This window comes from Streptomyces sp. NPDC006296, from assembly GCF_040613235.1.
GTDB lineage: Bacteria > Actinomycetota > Actinomycetes > Streptomycetales > Streptomycetaceae > Streptomyces.
Genome location: NZ_JBEXRT010000023.1, coordinates 87,863 through 105,793, shown reverse-complemented (window position 1 = coordinate 105,793; position 17,931 = coordinate 87,863). Strand labels below are relative to the sequence as shown.

Here is a 17,931-nt window from a genome sequence, read left to right as displayed (position 1 = left end):
CGGTGGGCAGGCCCTAGATGGAGCCTCACACGCTGGCTCCGCAGGCCCCATGGAGACCCGCCCCTGTCGCTGACATCGACCGCGGGTGAACGAAAGTCCACGGCGGAGGAGGAAGCGTGGGGCAGCAGCCGAACGAGCTGACTCCGGACGCCGGCCCATGGCACCGCTGGGGTTACGAGCTACGCCAGTTCCGCGAGGCCCGTCTGCTGTCGCAGCAGGCTCTGGCTCGCAGGGCGTTGATCGACCGTTCACATCTCGGGCGCTTCGAGCGCGCTGAACGTCCCGTCCCGAAACATGCGGCCATCACTCTCGACGACATCCTCGATGCCGCCGGTGCATTAGTTCGTGGCTGGGACAGCGCGGAGCGCGAGGCCCCCCAGGATTGCTCTGTCCCGGTGTCCAGAGCCGGGACAGCAACTCATGGGGCCAGTACACGGGGTCATGGGGCCAGCGCCCCGGAGACCCTGGCCATGAACGCGGTCGTGCGGGCAGGCTCGCTTGGAGACGACACGGACACGGTCGTCGTCCCCGCCCGCATCCACGGAAGGATCCTCTTCGTGCCCGTGCCCCGCCGCGTTGTTCTCGCATCAGGGATCGCCGGCCTGGCTGCGACAGCCATGCCGGCCGCGACGCCGGCGGCTGCCACCGAACTCGCCGACATGGGGTCTCCCTTCGAGCACTTCGCGCAACTCCGCCGGGTGATGATCCAGACCGACAACCTCATCGGCCCCCGGCACGTGTTGCCCGCCCTGCAACAACACCTCGTCTCCCTTGCCACGAGACGTCGAGCCGCTCGTGGCGCCGACGCCATCGAGCTTCTCGCCTTGGAGACGCGATACGAAGAGCTGGCGGGCTGGTTCGCCCAGGACATCGGCGACGAGCGCACCGCCCACGGCCGCACCGCGAAAGCACTGGACGCTTCCCACATCACCGGCGACACCGATCTCACCGCGTACATCCTCGGCCGTAAGGCCCAGCTCGCCGTCGACACCGGTCATCCTGCCGACGCTCTCGGCCTCGCCGCAGCCGCCCGACGCACCGCCCGGCCCGGGAGCCGCCTCGAAGTCATCGCCGTTCTGCACGAGGCCCACGCGCATGCCGTACTCGGTGAAGGCAGTGAAGCCCACAAGGCGTACGACACCGCGCTGACTCTTCTCGTTCGCGCGGGCTCCGATGGCGTCTGGGGCTCCTGGCTCGATGCGGCGTACATCAGCACCGCCCGAGCCCGCTCCCTCGCCGCACTCGGCGAGTATGCGCAGGCCGCAGCAGGCTTCGACAGCGCCCTCGCAGTGCTCCCGCCCGCATATCGCCGGGACCGCGGTGTCTACCTCGCTCGCGCTGCACGTGCCCACGCGGGCACAGGCAACGTAACCCTCGCTGCCCGAATCGGCGGGCAGGCCGTCGGGATCGCCGCCGAGACCGGATCCGCGCGCATCTTCGGACAGCTCGACCGGCTCGACCAGGCACTGGCCCCCGCAACCGGCGAGGACGGCGTCGCCGAGTTCCGCGCCTCACTCGACCGCATCGTTCTTCATCCCGCCTGACTCACCCGCGCACACCGCCTGGAGATACCGTGCCCCGCCCGTACGTCCTGCTGTCCGCAGCTGTATCGATCGACGGCCACCTCGACACCCGCCCGGGCGAGAACCGGCTCCTGCTCTCCAACAAGGAGGACTTCGAACGCGTCGACTCCGTACGAGCCAGTGTCGACGCGATCCTTGTCGGCGCCGGCACACTCCGCGCCGACAACCCACGCCTCCTCGTCAACTCGGCGGAACGCAGGGCGTCCCGGGTCGCCGCTGGCCAGCCGGAGTACCCGCTGAAGGTCACTATCACCGGCACGGGCAACCTTGATCCGCACTGGAAGTTCTGGCACCACGGCGGAGACAAGCTCGTCTTCGCCGTGGGCCACCAGGCCACCACGAAAGCCCGCGCCAACCTCGGCGACCTGGCTACCGTTCAGAGCGTCCCCGAGGAGGCCGTATGGCCGGCCGCGCTCGACTTCCTCGGCGACGAGTACGCCGTCAAGCGGCTCATGGTCGAAGGGGGTGGCACCGTTCACACACAGCTCCTCGAAGCCGCTCTTGCCGACGAACTCCAACTCGTCATCGCCCCGCTCCTGGTCGGCCAGTTCGATGCGGTAAGGATGCTCGGCCCCGCGAGCTACCCTGGCGGCCCCGCCGCCCGCCTTCGGCTCCTGGAGGCCCGCCAGATCGGTGACGTGGTACTCCTGAGGTACGCCCCCAAGGACACTTTGACGGAGCCCCGATGAGCACCACCCCTTCAGCCGGCGCCCCCGGCACCGGCCGCGAGCCCAACACCGCAGACCGGAACTGGCTCGCCTTCGCCTGTGAGCTGGCCGCCCTCTGCCCACCTTCGGAGACCGCCTTCAGCGTGGGGGCAGTCGTCGTCGCGGCCGACGGGACCGAACTCGCCCGCGGCTACTCCCGTGAGAGCGATCCCCACGACCATGCCGAGGAAGGGGCCCTCGCCAAGCTCCCCGCCGAGGACGCCCGGCTCGCCACCGCCACGATCTACAGCTCCCTGGAGCCCTGCGCCAGACGGGCGTCCCGACCTCGCCCCTGCGCCCAGCTCATCCGCGACGTGGGCCTCCGCCGCGTCGTCACCGCATGGAGCGAACCCGATACGTTCGTCGTCGGCGCCGATGGCACCGAGACCCTCGAAGACGCCGGCGTCACAGTTCTTGCACTGCCTGAGTACGCAAACGCAGCACAGGCGCCGAACCGGCACCTGCTCTGATCCTCGGATTCAGGGAACCTCCAGGGGCTAACGAGTTCGTTAGTCGACAGAATCAGCGGCACGGGACGCGGTCAGAAAGGAAGGAAACGTTCCAGTGCTAGCCCAGGAGCGTGCTGCCCTATGAGGCTGGCCGGTTCGCCCCATCAACTGCTTGCGCCCGTCCCACGCGCGCAAGATCGGCCGTATGGGCAGTGAGATGACCATCGCCTTGGTCGGTGCCGGGAGCGCCCTCCTCGGTGCACTGATCGGCGGCGGGGCCGCTGTGATTGGCATCAGGATTGTCCCGGCCGGGCAATTCGCCTTCGACTGCGCCGCCGAGCCCGGGGCTCAAGAAACCTCAAACTTTGACACTGAGGTGTCTTGCTCTGGTGAGTGCGACGTAGAGCGCGCGGTGGGTCTCGTCGCTAGGGTCGAGGCCCTTGCGGAGGGCGGCCACGTCAGTCTCCTCCAGCCGCACTCCGACCCTGTCCCATTCCCTGCCCTTCGCCTGGTGACAGGTCAGCCCGAGTACCAGGCGATCATGCTCTACGTTCAGGCGCGTACGCAGGTGACCGAGAGCCTTTCGCGGTGTTGTCTGCTTGTACCCTTCCGGCGGCTCGACGTGCCCTGTAGCAACCACGGTACGCACCAGAGCAGTCCATATCTCGGCGAGACTGTCCTGGCCCGCCAGGCGTTGGAGTGTGCTTTGCAGGTTCGGACGCAGCTTCTCCAACGTTTCGGCCTCTTTGATGCCCAGGGTGGTCCAGGCTTCGGGGAGGAACAAGGCCGACAGGCCGAGGGTCGTCTGGGTGAGTTCGTTCAGAAGCAAGGTGCACAGGGCTTTCTGGAGCGGCCCCATCCTCCACTTGGCAGTGGCCAAGGGGAGGACCTGAGGGTCGCAGTCCCACAGCGACTGCCACTTTCGCGCGAGCACGGCATTGACGTCTTTCGCCGTTCCCTCGGGGAGGATCGTGCTCTGCCCGAGGCGCAGGCCCTGTGTCAGTGACGTCTGGGTCGCGCTGTCGCGCCATCGGAACGTGGTCCGGAGTTCGCCGCGTTCGAACTCCAGCAGTCCGAGGAGTCGGCGCACGCTCTCCGGGCGGGCGCCGCGAAAGGCGTAAAGCGCCTGCCAGGGGTCTCCCACCAGGGTGACGGCCAGTCCCGCGTTCGCCGCCACACGGATGATCTCCACGTCCAGGTCGTTCGCGTCGTAGACCTCGTCGACGAGCAGGGACCTGATCGCCGTGGCGAAGTAGGCCGTGACGCGGGCGCGGATGTCCTCGGCATCGAGGGCGTCGCGCAGGACCTCACGCACATTCTCGTGGGTGCACCGCCCATCGACGATCGCGGAGGAGAAGTCCACCGGCTTGATGTGGTACTTCGTTTCCTCTTCCTGCTGGTAGGTGGTAACGACTCGGGTGCCCGCGAGGCGAAGGACCGGCTTCGCTTTCGTTGGGGTGGTGGGCAGGTGGGTCGGCCATGTGTCCAGCACCTCCAGTTCCTCATGGCCGCCCGGCCAGTGGAGGATGCGGGACCGCAGGAGGTGGGTGAGCAGGTCGTTCAGGACGGAGTCGAGAGTAGCGATGCGATGGGGCCAGGTCAGCGCCGACGGCCCCCACTGTCGGGACACCCGGCTGCGCAACTCCTCGGTGGCCGAGCGGGTGAAGCTGACCGCCACGACAGCCCGGTGATCTGTCGTGCGCGCAAAGCGGTGCAGACCGAAGCGCTGGTGCGAGACGGTCGTCTTCCCTGAGCCCGGGAACGCCTCTATGTAGAGGAGGCGGTGAGGGTTCGCCGCGACGAGGAGCTGTTCTGGCGTGAGGACGAGTTCACCGGGCCGACGGCTACTCATCGAAGGTCGTCGTTCGAGGTGCGGCCGTAGGCCAGGCCCCCCGACGGGGAGGGCGCTGGAGAAGGAGTTCCTCCCAGGGCGGTGCGTCCGGCTCTGGTGCGTACTCGTCCGCCCAGTCGCCATCCTCCTTCTCCTCATCGTCGGGCCAAAGGAAGTCCGCGATGTCCTCGGCGGGGTGGCTGTCCCTTTCCCGCTCTTCCTTCACCACCGCGAGCCAGTCCGGCTCGTCGAGGGGAGCCAAGGGGTCGTTCTCCGACCCAAAATCGCCCTCAGCAGTTGCGTCGGGCGTGTAGAGGAACTCGAACAGCTGCCGCATGTGCTCGGGCACAGTTGGGAGGTTCGACGCCTGTTCGGGGTCCACCTCGTTGGCCTCTGCGAGGAGACCGGCGAAAGCCAGCGCGAAGTCGCCCTTCTTCTTGGCACCTAGCCCCGCCGGGATAGCGGGCTGCTCGCCCTTGGCCGTCCGAGCGCTGCGGAACAGCTCGTGCACGGACTGGGGCGTCACCTCCGGCACCTCCAGTCCGACCTCCTCCAGGGCAGCCTCGATCAGGTGTTTGTTGCCTTCGGTGATGGCCGGTTCCAGGGTCGGGTGGCTGACGAAGGCGTCGACGACTGACGGGTCGTGCGCAGAGAGCCACTTCGGCTTCTTGCGGTCTTCGCTTTCGAAGGGAAGATCGCTGTCGACGAGGACCGCCAGCCTGGTGCAGAGTTCCCTGCCCTGGGTCGCCAGCAGATGCACCGGCCACTGTCCGACCTTCCACCCCATGTGCACGATGCTGAGCGCGTCGATGAAGGAGTGCTTGCGCGCATCCGCGCCGGCCCACGTCCTGCCGAACTCCCGGACGACGGCTGCGTCGGTGACGCCTTCGACCAGCACCAGACGTTCGGCGAAGAGCGCGGCGGACCGGCTCGCGTCCAGATGGAGCCGTGTCTTGCGCAGCGTGACGGCGCGGTCCTTCTCCGGTACGACGTCGGCAACTGCGCGGCAGACCCTGCCCCTCGCCGTCCGGCGCACGACGACGAGTTCCTCCGGGGCACAGGCCGTGATGACGTCCGGCGCGTGGGTGGAGAGAATGATCTGCAGTTCGGGGCGCTTCTTGACGGTCCTGCGCAGGTAGCGGGCGAGAGCGTGCTGCAGCTGCGGATGGAGGTGGGCTTCGGGTTCCTCGATGACGACCGTCGCGTGGAAGGGCTTCATACCGAAGAAGGAGTCCTCCTCCGCATCGGCATCGGCCTGCGCCTGTTCGAGGTTCAGGGTCGCCTGCTGGATCTGCTCCTCCTCGGTGAGAGGCGGCCGATCATGAGCGTCCGGGGGAGGCCAGGCATCCCCTCGCGGAGCTTCGGCAGAGTCCGGTATCGCCGCCAGGGTCACGGCAATGTGCAGCAGGTTGACGTATCCCAGCCCGGAGACTTCGAGGGGCCGGGCAAACCTGCGTCCCTCCATGACGGCGAGCATGACCTCCAGTACGCGGGCCAGGTAGGTGTCGTCGATGACCTGGCCGCGTATGTACGACCACTGGCGGTCCACCCCGGCCGACAGATCCGTGAGGTATCCGCCGATCCTCTTCTCGACGGCATCGATGATGCTCTCCTTGGCCAGCTCCTCCAGCAGTTGGGAGGCGCGCGCCCGGAGTCCCACCAGGTTCCGGGTACCGTTCAGGCGCTGCTGTTCGGCACGGAGCAACTCCACCAGGATCCGTGCCTCGCGGCGCGCCAGCTCGTCCAGTGGATGGCGCCAGGCCGGAAGATAGATCAACTTGTACGGGTCCAGATCCAGCGTCCTGCCGTGCGCGCTGACGACCTTCGGGACGACACCGCCGAGCCGGCGGTCCAGCCTGACGTCCCAGCTCTGGGCAACTTGGCCAAGAGGCCGATGGTCGACCTGGTGCAGTCGGCGGCCGAGATGCCCTTCCTCGTCGAGGCTGTCGCCCAGTTCGTAGGCGACCTCTATGGCGCGGGTAGACCTCTCCGGCGCGAGCGCGGCGGAACCGTATCTCGGCAGGACCGGGAAGCGGCTGGTGGGATGAGCCAGGTAGAGCGCGTCCGTGAGGGTCGTCTTACCGGCGCCGTTCGCTCCGATCAGCGCACTGAAACGACCGGGGAGGTCGCAAGCCATTGCCCCCTCCGCGCTTGCCCGGAAGCCGCTGACCGCAATGCGACTCAGGTGCACCATGTCCCCCCACAGGTCAATCAGTACGACGGCGTTCATCATCACCCATGCCACTGACATTTCCCTGAAGAGGTAGCTCGCTTGAGCCCGGATCCATCGCTAAATGCCGGCGCATCCGGGCCCTGGGCCAGGTACCCGATCAGCCCGCCCCTTCGGCCACTGTCGGCCCGCCGGTGGCCGGCCCGAGGCCGGCCACTGACCGGTCAGGCGAGGTCCTCGTCGCGGTGGGCATCCCCGATGCGGGAGCCCACCGCGCGGGCCAACGCCTCCACCGTCAACTCGACACGGCACCCCTCTGCGATACCAGTGCGCCGCGTACACCGCTCGGCATGGGGTGCGCGGCACGCATTCGCCTCAGCTGGGAGTCGGCTTCCCTCAGCGTCTGGAACGTCACCGCCGACCTGGGCCTGGCCGCCGCGGAGGTGCACCTGCCTCCTGGCCTGCCGCACCGGCCGACTGGCCGCGTCTGGCCCACCCGACCATCCACGAGGTTCTCGGCCTGTACACCGCCCTCACGGTCACGACCGCCGCCCTCAACATGTTGAACCACCTCGCCCAGGTCTGACGGAACCGTGGAAGACCGCCCCGCGCTGATCAGGCGGGCCGACTTTTGCCGTACACCCAAACCTGTGACTGGCCCCGGTGGTTCCTGGTGCTGCTGGCCGCGCTGGTGCCCCTGGCCAGTGCGGAGCTCGGGTACGGGTTGACCGCTGATGCCCTGCGCTATCGCACTCTGACCGGGTGTGATCTTGTGCCGCCCCCGGCTTCGCCATCGTCCGCAGGCACACAGATACTGCAGACACCGGCGCCGCAAGGCCGCGATGGGACACAATGCGCTCATGCTGACCCCGCACCCGGGCGTCGGCACCGGGGAGCGGGAGAACACGAACAGCGTGGATGAGGCACGGGCATTGCTGGCCGACTACGGCCAGTGGGCCACGGACAACACCGTAACCGATGCGGAGAAGTACGCAGCTCTAGCCGAGCTGGTGGCCGCTCTCTTGAGTCAGGTCAGTGCCGATGGAGCCGTGCAGCGCGTCGACCTTGAGGGGCTTCCCGGGCTCGGCTTCGAGTACGAAGGGCGGGACTATCTGCTTAGCCTGGCCATCGGCGCGAAGGATGCTATGGGCCGGGCGGTGCTCTCCGCACGCCGGTCGGGGCTGGAGTCCGAGCAGTGGGCTCTGCTGTGGTGGACAGCCACGGTCACGCCCGACGACGAGGATCTGGACCGGGTCGAGGACGCCGTGCGGGGTTTCGGCGTGGTGCTGGACCGAACTCATCTGGACGCGGCCGTGGCCGGCCTGCGGTCCCTGCCGGAGCTGATCCGCGACACCTTCCGGCAGCGCCAGCCACACGTTGACCTCGCTCAGCTGCTGTGCACCGCCTCCCCGCCGGACCATGCATGGCCGATGACGCCTGCGGCGCGTCTGAGCCCAACGGTTCGGGTGGAGATGCAGGCTCAGGCACCCCTGGCCGCTGAGGTGCTTTTCATGGGTCGGGCCTTGGCGGATGCTCCCTCGGGCCTCACAGTCCTTTCGTGGCCGGGCGGGAACGGCCGACCGGGCGGAACCAGCCTGCTGATCACCGGCGCCCACGGTGTGTCGTCGATCGGCATGCGCGGGGCCGCGCTCTGGCGCCTGAAGCTGTCCGGGTGTCACGGAGCCGCGCTGCTTCAGCCCGACGATGCGCTGCTGGTGATGTGCGGGTCGGCGCTGGTCCGCTGGCACGAGGGCGCACTGACCGTCCTGGCCGGTGCCTTTGAAGAGGGAGCCCAGCTGCTGGCGGGCCCAGGCGGGGAGCCGTGGGTGCTTTCCGGTTCCGGTGTCACGTTCGGTGCCGGTGACGGCACGCTCGCTCTGACCCGCGTCGGTGGTGAGCTCGGCAACCAGCTGCGCTACCCCATCGCCTTCGAGGCAGCGGTCCGGTCGGCCGTCTGGCTGGAAGGGCGTCGCTTCTTCCTCGCAGCGGGCGGGAGCAGTGCCGTGGTGGACCTGGGACGGAGCACGGATGCCGGCCGCCGTGAGGACTGGATTCCCACCGCCGGACACTACCCGGCGCACCTGCTGGCCGACGGGCGCGGCAGCGTGCTCAGCGCCTCCCCCGACGGGTCGGGCAACCACGTCCTGCTGCACCGCACTTTGATCGCAGACCGCTCCGCCGAGACGATGGCCGATCTCCGGCTCTCCCAGGTCTTCGGCCTAGCCCAGACCGACAACGCCGATGGGCCTGTCTACCTGCTCGCCTCGCTCCCGGACAACCACCCTTCCAGCGTCCGCCCTGTCGTGGTCAAGCTCACCAACCCCCAATTGGCCACTGAGTCCCCCGAAGGGGACACCGCCCTGGTCGGGGCGGGGGCGCAGGAGTACGGGCAGGTGAGCGGCTCCGCCCGTGGAGAGAAGAAGGACTACCGGCTCGAACGACTGCCGCTGGCCGAGGGCGGGCAGGCCGAGGTCTTCCGTGCTATGCACAAGGCATCGCGCGTCGTCGTGGCGTTCAAGCGCCGCTTGGGTAAGGGGTCCCGGGAGCGTCGGCGCATGGCCCGGGAGATCGAGCTTGCGCAGCGGCTGGGCGGCCACCCCCACGTGATGTCGGTGCTCGACTTCAGCCCGGATCACGCCTGGTTCGTGATGCCAGTGGCCGAGGCCACCGCCCAGGACCTACGCTCTGAGCTCCAGGAGGCAGGCAGGCTTCGGGCCTTGGTGGACGCCGTCGCCTCGGCGCTCACCGCAGCGCACGAGCACGGGTGGCTGCACCGGGACATCAAGCCGTCCAACGTCCTCTCCCTGGAGGACCGGTGGGTGCTGGCCGACTGGGGCATCGCGCGCCGACCACGCGGTCAGACCAGCGACCTGGGCGTCCTCACCCACGGCGCGATCGGCACCGAGGGGTTCGCCGCCCCGGAACTGTCAGTCGGTGCGCACGAGGCGACCTTCGCGAGCGACATCTACAGCCTCGGCCAGCTCATCGGGTGGATCCTCACCGGTACCTGGCCCCAACCCAACGTCCCGCTGCTCCCGCCGCCGGGCCCGTGGTACGGCGTCGTACGCCGGGCCACGCATCTCGACCCTTCCCGCAGGCCACAAGACATCGGTGCCTTCCTTGACCTGGTTGAGAGGGAGACGTCCCCGGCCGTCGGGCTGCCTATCGTCCGCGCCCGGCGGCTGCTTGAGGCTGCAGCCGCCGGCGAGGTGGCGGCAGCTGGACAGCTGCTCGACCTCGCGGCCGACCGACCCGGCGACTACGAGCTCTACCTGGAAGCAGTCACCGCGCTCGACATCGAGGCCGCCCGCCCTGTGCTGCTGTCGGACGTACCACGGACGGTTACGGTGTTCAGGGCACTGGCCTCCCATGCCCGAGGAGACGAGCACGGCAACTGGCCGCGGGTCGAAGAGATAGACCGAGCCATCTGCTGGCTGCTGGCTGCCGCCACCGCCGCAGGACGGAAAGAGCAGTGGGCCCTCCTGGATGCCGCAGCGGACAGCATGTGCGAGTGGGACGGCGCGTGTGATCAGTGGAAGCCGCAGAACTTGATCAGGGAGTGGCTGCGCACCTTGAAGGGGCAGCCCGCGGCTGTGGTCGCCTCGGTCCTGCGCCAGCACCCGCACAGCGCACGGCACTTCGCCGAGCTCACCGACGAACGCGGTGTCGATGTGAGCCTGCGAAGTGCGATCTACGCGGCCCTCGCCGAGCTCGGCTGAATCAGGTCCGGCGGCCAGCGGCAGGTGGATCAGGCCGTTCATAAGGGATCGGATCACGCCCGGCCGACGCGTCTACAGCACCTACCCCGGTTCCAGGGTCCGCGGTCCGGGTAGGACTGGAAGGTGTGCACGCCTGGGGCCAGTCCGGTAGAAACGTCGCATGTGGTGGAAGCGGGCGCGGTTGAGTGTCCTGACTGTAATTGGTGCGGGGCTGCTCTGCGGAGTGTTGGCTGTTGTTTTCACTCCGCTCACTGGGCGTCTGGCGCGCTGGGTGACGAGCGATGACTGGTCTGCTCTGGACGCTGCTGCACGGGCAGCGGCCGTGGGCCAGTTGCGTCTTGCTGTCGTTCAGGTTGTGGCTGCTGTCGGGGCCGGCATCGCCCTGACCTATACGGCCCGTACGTTCCGGCTCACTCGGCGGGGACAGGTCACCGATCGCTTCACAAAGGCGTTGGAGCGGCTGAGTTCGGGCGAGCCGTATGTACGTCTCGGAGGTGTCCTGGCGATGGAGCAGATTGTGCAGGATGCGCCGGATCAGGGCGATCATGCGGCGCGGGTACTCAATTCCTTCGTGCGCAAGCATGCCCAGGCCGCTGCGACGTCACGGCTTGAGGCGACGAAACTGGCCGAAAAGCCGGATGAGCATGTCCAGGAGGCGCTTCGTGCGTTGACGGTGGAGCGCCCTAGTGGTGGCAGTCGTGTGCCTGTGAACCTGGCCCGTCTTCATCTGCGCAAGGTGCAGCTGGTTGATGCGCATCTGCACGGTGCGCTGCTGGAGGGCGCCACTCTCAGAGATGCAGACCTGCGCGGTGCGAAACTCAAGGGTGCCGATCTCACCGGCGCCGATCTCACCGGCGCGGATCTGTCCTCGGCGCTGGGGCTGACCGTCGCGCAGCTCCTCCAGGCTGGCAGTCTGCTCGGGTGCCGACTGCCGGCGGCTGTTGCCGCAGACAACGCAGTCGCTGCACGCCTCACCCCGAGTGTGTGAAGGCCCCCCTTGGACGGTCGTGAACATGATGCGCCGGAGGCGGCGGGTTCAGGCTTCCAGTGCCCAGTTCGCGATGGGTTCCGGCAGACGGTCCAGGACCTGGGTGCGGGTGGTCAGTTCGCGCAGGTTCTGCCAGAAGCGGCGTCTGATCATCTGTGGAGTCGTGGCGTGGAGCTCGGCCAGGCGCTGCTCGAGCGGGGCTACGGCTCCTGGGCGGGTCGCACCGGTGGCCCGTCTGCTGGCGGGAAAGTCGGTCTCGGGCAGTAGGCGTTGGAGGGGGAGGGTGGCGAGGGCCTCGTCGGGCATGGCGGCGTTCACCGAGAAGTAGGCGCCCATGTTGATGGCCTGCTTTCGCTCGGCGGGGCTGCCGAGGAACCAGTGCAGGATGATCCCCGGATGCGGGTGGCTGGTGAGCAGGTCCATCAGAGGGCCGGTGCGTCCGCTGCTGTGCAGTGAGAGGATGACCGGTTCGTCATGTGCGGCGGCAAGGATCTGAGTGAGTACGGAACGCTGCAGTTCGAGGCTGCCGCGGCGGTCGAGGCCGACTTCTCCGATGAGGCAGGTCTGCTGCAGTGTGGTGCGGAACTGCTGCGGGGTGAAGGCTTTGAGAGCGGCGGGCACCGCCGGGTGCACGCCAGTGCCCCAAACCAGGGTGGTGTCCCGGCGTCGGAGGGCGTGGCTGGCCTCGGCCGGTGTGCGGGACACCGCGAAGACAACGGCCCCGTTCAGTGCGTCGATCTGGGGGGCGGTCACATCGGGGGCGATGTGGGCGTGACAGTCCAGGGCGGGGAGTTCGTTAGGGAAGAGGGACACGGCTCAGTTCCTGAAGGCCTCGCTGACACAGGTCCACGATGGCGTCGAAGTCGGTCTCCGGGGGCAGATCACCCACGGCAAGAATATCGATCTCGTCGATGCCGCTGAGGACAGCTTGTTGGACGTCCGTGAGGTCTTTGCGGCGGTTCCTGAGCAGCTTCTCCCGCGGGGGGCCTGCAAGGTGGTCGACGAGGTACACGGTGGGGTCGGAGTGGGGGCCGGCGGTGAAGGAACCTCGGCGCACCAGACAGGCCACGCATAGGCCGCAGTTGAGGTTGGCGTTGCCGCCCGGGTAGCGGGCTCCGTCGAGTTTGCCGCAGGACAGTGTCGCGGCTGCCGCTGCGAGGAGCGCGTCCCCGGCCTGGTCGTGGGCCCGTTGCAGTAGCTCTCCCTTGGTGCAGTGGAGATAGGGGTTGGCGATGGTGACGGGGATGTCGAGGGCGGCTAGGAGGGCGTTGAGGCGATGGAAGGTTCCGGGGTGGGTGGACCGGGTGGTGAGGGTGCCGCCGCGTGCGGTGGTCAGCGGTGGGTTGATGCTCGTGAATCCGTTCTCGGGCACCGTGACCTGCGGGCTTGAGGCGGTGGCCGCGGTCGCGGCTGCGAACGCGGCGAACAGCAGGCTCCGGCTGCGGGAGGTGGGTTCAGCCGGGCCGTTCTGGCGGATCTTGATGGTGCGGTGTCGCAGAGGATGGGAGGCATGGCTGCGCAGCCAGAAGCTGGCGGTGGTCTGTGCGCGGCGTACCGCGGTGCTGCCGTCGTAGTGGCTGAGGTGGATCCGTTCGGTGCCGTCCTGAAGGTGGTCGATGGCACCGCACAGCGAATCGAGGCCGCCACTGAGGAGCATGACGTCGTCGGCGGGTGGGAGGGGGGTCTGGGCCCGGTCGGTGGGGGTGGCGGGCACGGCGTGCAGATGCCACACGTCTCCGGTGAGCCAGTGCAGGAGCTCTTCGATGAGTTCGCCGGGTGCGCTGTTCCAGGGTTCGGGGTTGACCGTGTGGGCGGTGAGTTCGATTGTCCTGACGAAGGTGGTGGGCCGGGAGGTTCGGCGGTCGGCGAGGTAGGCCGAGGTGGCGATGCGGACCAGGTCTGCGGCCGCCACTGGGACGGGGCCGATCTGGTCGAGGTCCCATCCGAGCGTGCCGGCCACTTCCAGAGTGGGGCCGTCGGCGGAGGTGCGGGCCCAGTGCAGGGGTGTGGCGGAGAGTTCGTGCTGCTGAGCGTCGTGCGGCAGCACTTCGATGGCGGTTGTCATGAGCGTCGTGCGCGAAGCATGCGCAGTGCCTCCCCGGTCACCTCGGCTGCTGTTGCGGAGAACTCCCGCACGGTCATGTGTCGCGTGTCAGGGATGCGGATGTGTTTGAGGCGGCGCTCCAGCCAGGAACGGACCAGTCTTTGCTTGGCGATAGCTTCCTGCGCGGTCAGGTTGCCTTGGGCCTTTTGCGATCCGAGTTCGACCAGGGCGAGCTCGTAAATCCATTCGGTGACGAGTCCGCGCAAGCCGTCCTGTTGTGCGGGCGGTTCAGGATCGAGGAGTACGGCCTTGACGTATCTGGTGGCCGCTTTACGCAGGGCGGCCTCGTCGGGGTGGCCTGCGTCGCCGAGGACCGTTTGCAGGATGCGGGAGATCTGCGCGAGTGGGCGCAGGTTGCGCAATTCGGTCAGGTTCAGGCCAAGTTCTTGCAGGCGGGCTGCGTCACCGTTGCGCAGCGCGTAGGCGCCGGCCAGGGCAGCGGCGCCGCGGGCAGAGCCCTTGATGACTTGGCGTCGTGATCCGGCGCCGGCTCGTCCATTGGGTGTGTGCGTCCCTCCGGCTCCTCCTCCCCCGCCGCCGCTGGCTCGGGGGGATGTCATCAGCAGCGCTGAGAGCGGGTATCCGGCGGCAGGTGGGCTTCCACGGTCCGCGTCGTCGTTCTGCAACGCTGTGGACAGCGCGTCGAGGATGTTGTCGAGGAGTTGCTGCTGAACAACTGTGGGATCTGACGGGACTTGGGGGCCGGCTCCGGAGAGGGCGGCGACGGGCAGGGCGTCGAAGGCGTCGTGGGTTTGCTTCCAGTCCGCGTTGCCGCTGCCTCCGTAGGAGCCGGAGGTGCCCATCAGGGCTTCCGCTCCGTCGTGATCTTTGCGAATTCCTGTGTCGCCGGGTCGATATCGGTGGCTGTGGCCAGCTGGGGAATCAGAGCTTGCAGTTCCTCGACGCCGCTGCTGTCCAGCTCCACCACGGCCCCGGGCATGAGGTGTTTGCGGATCTCCCACAGTCCCTCTGCCACAGCTGAACGCAGCTCGGGAGTACGGACCGCAATATGCACAAGTGATTCGGCCAGTGGATCAGTTTCGCTCTCGCGGCGCGCCCTTTGAACCAGCGCAGCGACCACAGCTTGCTGGTCGGCAATCAGTGCGGCCACGATCTCGGCCTGGGCATCACGTCGGTGCGGTTCGGAGGCACTGGCCAAGCCGCCCACCCAGGTGAGCTGTTGTTGTGTCATGGACGCTGCGGCGGTGAGACTGACGAGGGATGCGGCCAAACTCAGGTAGGGGCCGATCGGGGCGGTGGTGAGATCGGGGTCGGATGCAGCCCATTCCCTGCTGTCCTCAGTGACCTCGGCAGGTTTGTCCTGCTCGTCCCGACCCCAGGCCTGCCAGCGTTCCAGTAGTTCGGCGCGCTGGGCCTCCTGGAGGCGGACCAGAGTCTCGAAATCCTTGCTGTGGCTGTCCTCCAGCAGCATGAGCTTGGCGATCACCGAGGCATCAATGTCGATGCCGTGCCGTTCGGCAATCCGGGTGCGCAGCGCGAATGCGTTGAGGAACCTCTTGATGCTGCGAGGGCTTCCCGAGCGGTGTGCGGCCAGGCCTGCGGCAAAGCGGCTGGCCAGTCCCAGGATTTCGGCGCCGGGCTCCCACGGCAGGCCCTGCATGTCAGCCAGGACGGGTGAGTGTCCTTGAGCGCGACGCTGCTGGGCGTGTCCGACCAACTGCGCGAACTCGTCTTCCTGTTCGCACCGACGTTGGGAAAGTAGGAGGGCGATGTAGGCGCCCGCCTCATCCGTGCTGATACGCGGCAAGGACAGCGGTAGCTGAACAATCTTCTCCAGGTAACGAAGCGCGAACTGCTCGCCCCGACCCGTGGCGTCAAGGCTGACGGCGATGGACTCCCGCACCATCTCCTGGTCGGCTGCCAGGACGAAGGCCACCTTCTTGACGGACAGGAATAGTTTGATGGCCTCCAGGGTGGCCATCACGGCATCCGGCAGGCACCGGTCGAGGTCGTCCACCAGGACGACCAGACGCGTCAAGGGCGGCAGGTTGTGGAGCAGTTTGGCGAACTCACCACGGAACCCCGCCAGGCTCTTGGCATCCTCCCTCGACTGGGGCGTGAACGCCTTGACGAGCTCGTCGGTCTGCGCAACCAGTCGGCCGCGGGCCATGCTGGCCGCGACACGTGCCCAACTGATTCGTTCCAGCAGGTCATTGACTGGGTCCTCAAGCGGTTCGTCCGGGTAGGCGGTCAGCAGGTCCTGCAGGACTTCACCGATGACAGCGCCGCGTACATCGAACTGGTCGTCGAACTCCCATGGATCGAGCCGGATCACACGGTATCCGGGTTCTTTGTCCAGCGCTTCGTGCAGGAGGCCGAGGACGGTGGATTTCCCTCCGCCCCAAGGTGCATTGACCCCGATGGTCACGGGATCCAGAGAAGGTGACTGGAGGGCAGCCACAACGGTATCGACAATTGAGGTGAATCCGAGAAGATCAACCGTCGTTGGATTGTCGTCCCACAGCTGCAACTCGCTCATCAGGTGCCCCCCGGCAGGCCGATCCACGCGCTCACCGCTTCACCTCGCCAGCCGACCGGTCTCAGCGACCTTTTCGACAGGCAGGGCAGCGCTAATTTTGGTGCTGCTCCCGGCGATTCAGACACACGCCAAAGAGTTCGGTGTCAGCATCGCCGCACCTACCCTCTCCACAAAAGCCATACATATCACAACGCTGCCGTGCCCTCAGTGCGCGCCGCCCAACGTCGCCACTCGTAAGCCCTACCTCGGGCGTCGTCCCGGGGCGTGACGCGGTACGCCCCGGGTCTGTGGGCTGCACTGTTACGAGCCACTGACGCTCGCGTGGTAGACGACAGCGCTGCAGTGAGAGTCAGCAGAAACACGACACCCCCCACCCGAACCGGGCAGGGGCGGCGGCACGGTCGTTACCGCTCTGGGTGCGCCTCGGGCTGCGCACCGCAGGTGGCGCAGACGTCGGGGTGCATGAGTGTGTCCCAGAAGCGGTGCGCGAAGTTCCCGGGCCCGGCGTAGTCGCGCTGCGCTTCCTTGAGACAGTTCCGGCCAGGGGTGCATCGTCCGCAACAGTCGTGGCGGGTGATGGTCCAGTCCACTTTCTTGCTGCAAGCGTGGTGGCGGCACATGTAGTAGAGGCCGTGGTTGTTCCATTGGACGTGAGTGCCGAGGTGGTCGTAGCGGCCGGGATCGCTGTCCGGTTCGACTGGGGGATTACGCGCGTCTTCGAGGGCGGCGAGGACTCTTATGGTGGCGACGACCGCGCCACCGAGGAGGGCTAGTCTCCCTGCGGTGTTGACGCTGTTCCACTGGTCGGCGATCCGCCGGTGCAGGGGTTTTGGCAGGTGGTCGGTGGATTCGGCTTCGCCGGGTGTTTGGTCGGTCGTGGTGTCGGTCATGGGCCCCCCTGGGCGTGCCGTGCACGGTGGTGCGAGAACGGTAGCGGCCCAACGTCGGCGTTCCGGCCGGAACGCAGCGCCCGACCAGCTGGGAGCTGCGACACGCCGCAGTCTCGGTGACGAATTATCCCTGGATGCCGTTGAGGGCGAGCATCATGCGGCTATGACTCAGATCAATCGCGAGTGGGCGATATCCAAGCTGAGGGGCTACATCGAAGCCGCCTCAATCACCTACGTGCCGGACGGGCCGAACACGATGGGCTTCTGGACCTACAAGTTGGACAAGCCGAAGGCTGAGGTCCAGGCCGCTACACAGATCATCGAGCAGGTCCTCGACCGCACCCTCCCTGGGTGGCGGACAGCTGAGTGGACGGAGCCGAAGCGGCAGCCGTTATGGCGTGAACGCGAGGCCGCACATAGGGCCATCGCCCAGTTGGAGGCGGATCAGGAGCTCGCGGACAACCTCGGCTCCGACGCACCGCAGTTGGACGCTTCGACGCTGCATCCGTGGGTATGGGGCAGCGTCCAGGGCCTGTGGGGTAGAAGACCTCGCCGTCGGCATCAACGTCACGGTCAAGGAACAACACTTCACCCAGGACGTCCTCGAATACCTCGAAGGACAGAACATCCCCGCATCCAGACTTCTCGTCCTCACACCACCAGCCGGACCCAAGGACCGCTCGGTCCTCGATAGCCCCGCCGCCAACGCCCTCGCTGTCGGAGTCCGCGATGCCCTGCGCCGTCCCAGCCACGCAACTTCCCGGATCCACCTCTTCCTCGCCTGCCCCATGGGACTCGCCCTCCTCCTCGGCCACCGCTGGAACCGGCTGCGCCCCACCGTGGTGTACGAAGACGTCAGCACGGCACAGGTATATGAGCCAGCCTTCTTCGTTCAAGCCTGACTGCACGACGGGGCAGCAAAGCGGCACCAGCTCCACTGCCGGACGCCTGGGTGTTGATCATCAGTAGTTACGGCAGTTCATGACGTCG

The 17,931-nt window shown here is 67.5% G+C and carries 11 protein-coding genes and 1 pseudogene; 5 read left to right on the top strand and 7 right to left on the bottom strand.

Annotated elements, in window-relative coordinates:
• Positions 1 to 116 precede the first annotated feature (116 nt).
• The gene (locus tag ABZ172_RS18260) at positions 117 to 1,544 is read left to right on the top strand and encodes a helix-turn-helix transcriptional regulator (RefSeq protein ID WP_129856950.1); all 1,428 of its coding nucleotides are present in this window, start codon (positions 117 to 119) and stop codon (positions 1,542 to 1,544) included.
• 29 nt (positions 1,545 to 1,573) lie between these two features.
• Positions 1,574 to 2,760, top strand: a pseudogene (locus ABZ172_RS18255) (dihydrofolate reductase family protein).
• Between the two features lie 337 nt (positions 2,761 to 3,097).
• On the opposite strand, the gene ABZ172_RS18250 reads toward ABZ172_RS18255, so the two are convergent.
• Together ABZ172_RS18250 and ABZ172_RS18245 are read right to left on the bottom strand one after the other, a co-directional pair.
• Positions 3,098 to 4,591 carry a UvrD-helicase domain-containing protein gene (locus ABZ172_RS18250; protein WP_165398545.1) on the bottom strand — a complete coding sequence of 498 codons (1,494 nt, stop codon included), beginning with the start codon at positions 4,589 to 4,591 and terminating at the stop codon, positions 3,098 to 3,100.
• Positions 4,584 to 6,707, bottom strand: a complete 2,124-nt coding sequence (locus ABZ172_RS18245; protein WP_356884737.1) for an AAA family ATPase — start codon at positions 6,705 to 6,707, stop codon at positions 4,584 to 4,586. The genes ABZ172_RS18250 and ABZ172_RS18245 overlap by 8 nt, the downstream gene beginning before the upstream one ends.
• Positions 6,708 to 7,600: 893 nt before the next feature.
• Between ABZ172_RS18245 and ABZ172_RS18240 the strand changes: the two genes are divergently transcribed.
• Both ABZ172_RS18240 and ABZ172_RS18235 read left to right on the top strand, forming a co-directional pair.
• Complete coding sequence (locus ABZ172_RS18240) at positions 7,601 to 10,459, top strand: serine/threonine-protein kinase (protein WP_129856944.1); 2,859 nt, start codon at positions 7,601 to 7,603, stop codon at positions 10,457 to 10,459.
• Positions 10,460 to 10,619: 160 nt separating this feature from the next.
• Complete coding sequence (locus ABZ172_RS18235; protein ID WP_277989159.1) at positions 10,620 to 11,447, top strand: pentapeptide repeat-containing protein; 828 nt, start codon at positions 10,620 to 10,622, stop codon at positions 11,445 to 11,447.
• 48 nt (positions 11,448 to 11,495) lie between these two features.
• Here the strand turns inward: ABZ172_RS18235 and ABZ172_RS18230 are convergent, their stop codons facing one another.
• The 5 genes from ABZ172_RS18230 to ABZ172_RS18210 form a co-directional block, all read right to left on the bottom strand.
• Positions 11,496 to 12,260 (bottom strand): TatD family hydrolase, encoded by a 765-nt coding sequence (locus tag ABZ172_RS18230; protein WP_129856943.1) that lies wholly within the window; start codon positions 12,258 to 12,260, stop codon positions 11,496 to 11,498.
• Complete coding sequence (locus ABZ172_RS18225) at positions 12,244 to 13,512, bottom strand: queuosine biosynthesis protein queC (protein ID WP_129856942.1); 1,269 nt, start codon at positions 13,510 to 13,512, stop codon at positions 12,244 to 12,246. Before ABZ172_RS18225 ends, ABZ172_RS18230 begins: the two co-directional genes overlap by 17 nt.
• Complete coding sequence (locus ABZ172_RS18220; protein ID WP_356884736.1) at positions 13,509 to 14,354, bottom strand: hypothetical protein; 846 nt, start codon at positions 14,352 to 14,354, stop codon at positions 13,509 to 13,511. The genes ABZ172_RS18225 and ABZ172_RS18220 overlap by 4 nt, the downstream gene beginning before the upstream one ends.
• Complete coding sequence (locus ABZ172_RS18215) at positions 14,354 to 16,051, bottom strand: P-loop NTPase fold protein (RefSeq protein ID WP_129856937.1); 1,698 nt, start codon at positions 16,049 to 16,051, stop codon at positions 14,354 to 14,356. Before ABZ172_RS18215 ends, ABZ172_RS18220 begins: the two co-directional genes overlap by 1 nt.
• Positions 16,052 to 16,455: 404 nt before the next feature.
• Complete coding sequence (locus ABZ172_RS18210; protein ID WP_129856936.1) at positions 16,456 to 16,941, bottom strand: hypothetical protein; 486 nt, start codon at positions 16,939 to 16,941, stop codon at positions 16,456 to 16,458.
• Positions 16,942 to 17,339: 398 nt separating this feature from the next.
• Between ABZ172_RS18210 and ABZ172_RS18205 the strand changes: the two genes are divergently transcribed.
• A complete protein-coding gene (locus tag ABZ172_RS18205) occupies positions 17,340 to 17,843 on the top strand; it encodes an SAVED domain-containing protein (RefSeq protein ID WP_242534160.1) in 504 nt (167 codons plus the stop codon).
• Positions 17,844 to 17,931: the final 88 nt, after the last annotated feature.

Excerpts from the sequence above, each read along its gene's own strand:
- ABZ172_RS18250 (WP_165398545.1), bottom strand. The coding sequence starts at position 4,591 with ATGAGTAGCCGTCGGCCCGGTGAACTCGTCCTCACGCCAGAACAGCTC.
- ABZ172_RS18245 (WP_356884737.1), bottom strand. The coding sequence starts at position 6,707 with ATGGCTTGCGACCTCCCCGGTCGTTTCAGTGCGCTGATCGGAGCGAAC.
- ABZ172_RS18240 (WP_129856944.1), top strand. The coding sequence starts at position 7,601 with ATGCTGACCCCGCACCCGGGCGTCGGCACCGGGGAGCGGGAGAACACG.
- ABZ172_RS18235 (WP_277989159.1), top strand. The coding sequence starts at position 10,620 with ATGTGGTGGAAGCGGGCGCGGTTGAGTGTCCTGACTGTAATTGGTGCG.
- ABZ172_RS18225 (WP_129856942.1), bottom strand. The coding sequence starts at position 13,512 with ATGACAACCGCCATCGAAGTGCTGCCGCACGACGCTCAGCAGCACGAA.
- ABZ172_RS18220 (WP_356884736.1), bottom strand. The coding sequence starts at position 14,354 with ATGGGCACCTCCGGCTCCTACGGAGGCAGCGGCAACGCGGACTGGAAG.
- ABZ172_RS18215 (WP_129856937.1), bottom strand. The coding sequence starts at position 16,051 with ATGAGCGAGTTGCAGCTGTGGGACGACAATCCAACGACGGTTGATCTT.
- ABZ172_RS18210 (WP_129856936.1), bottom strand. The coding sequence starts at position 16,941 with ATGACCGACACCACGACCGACCAAACACCCGGCGAAGCCGAATCCACC.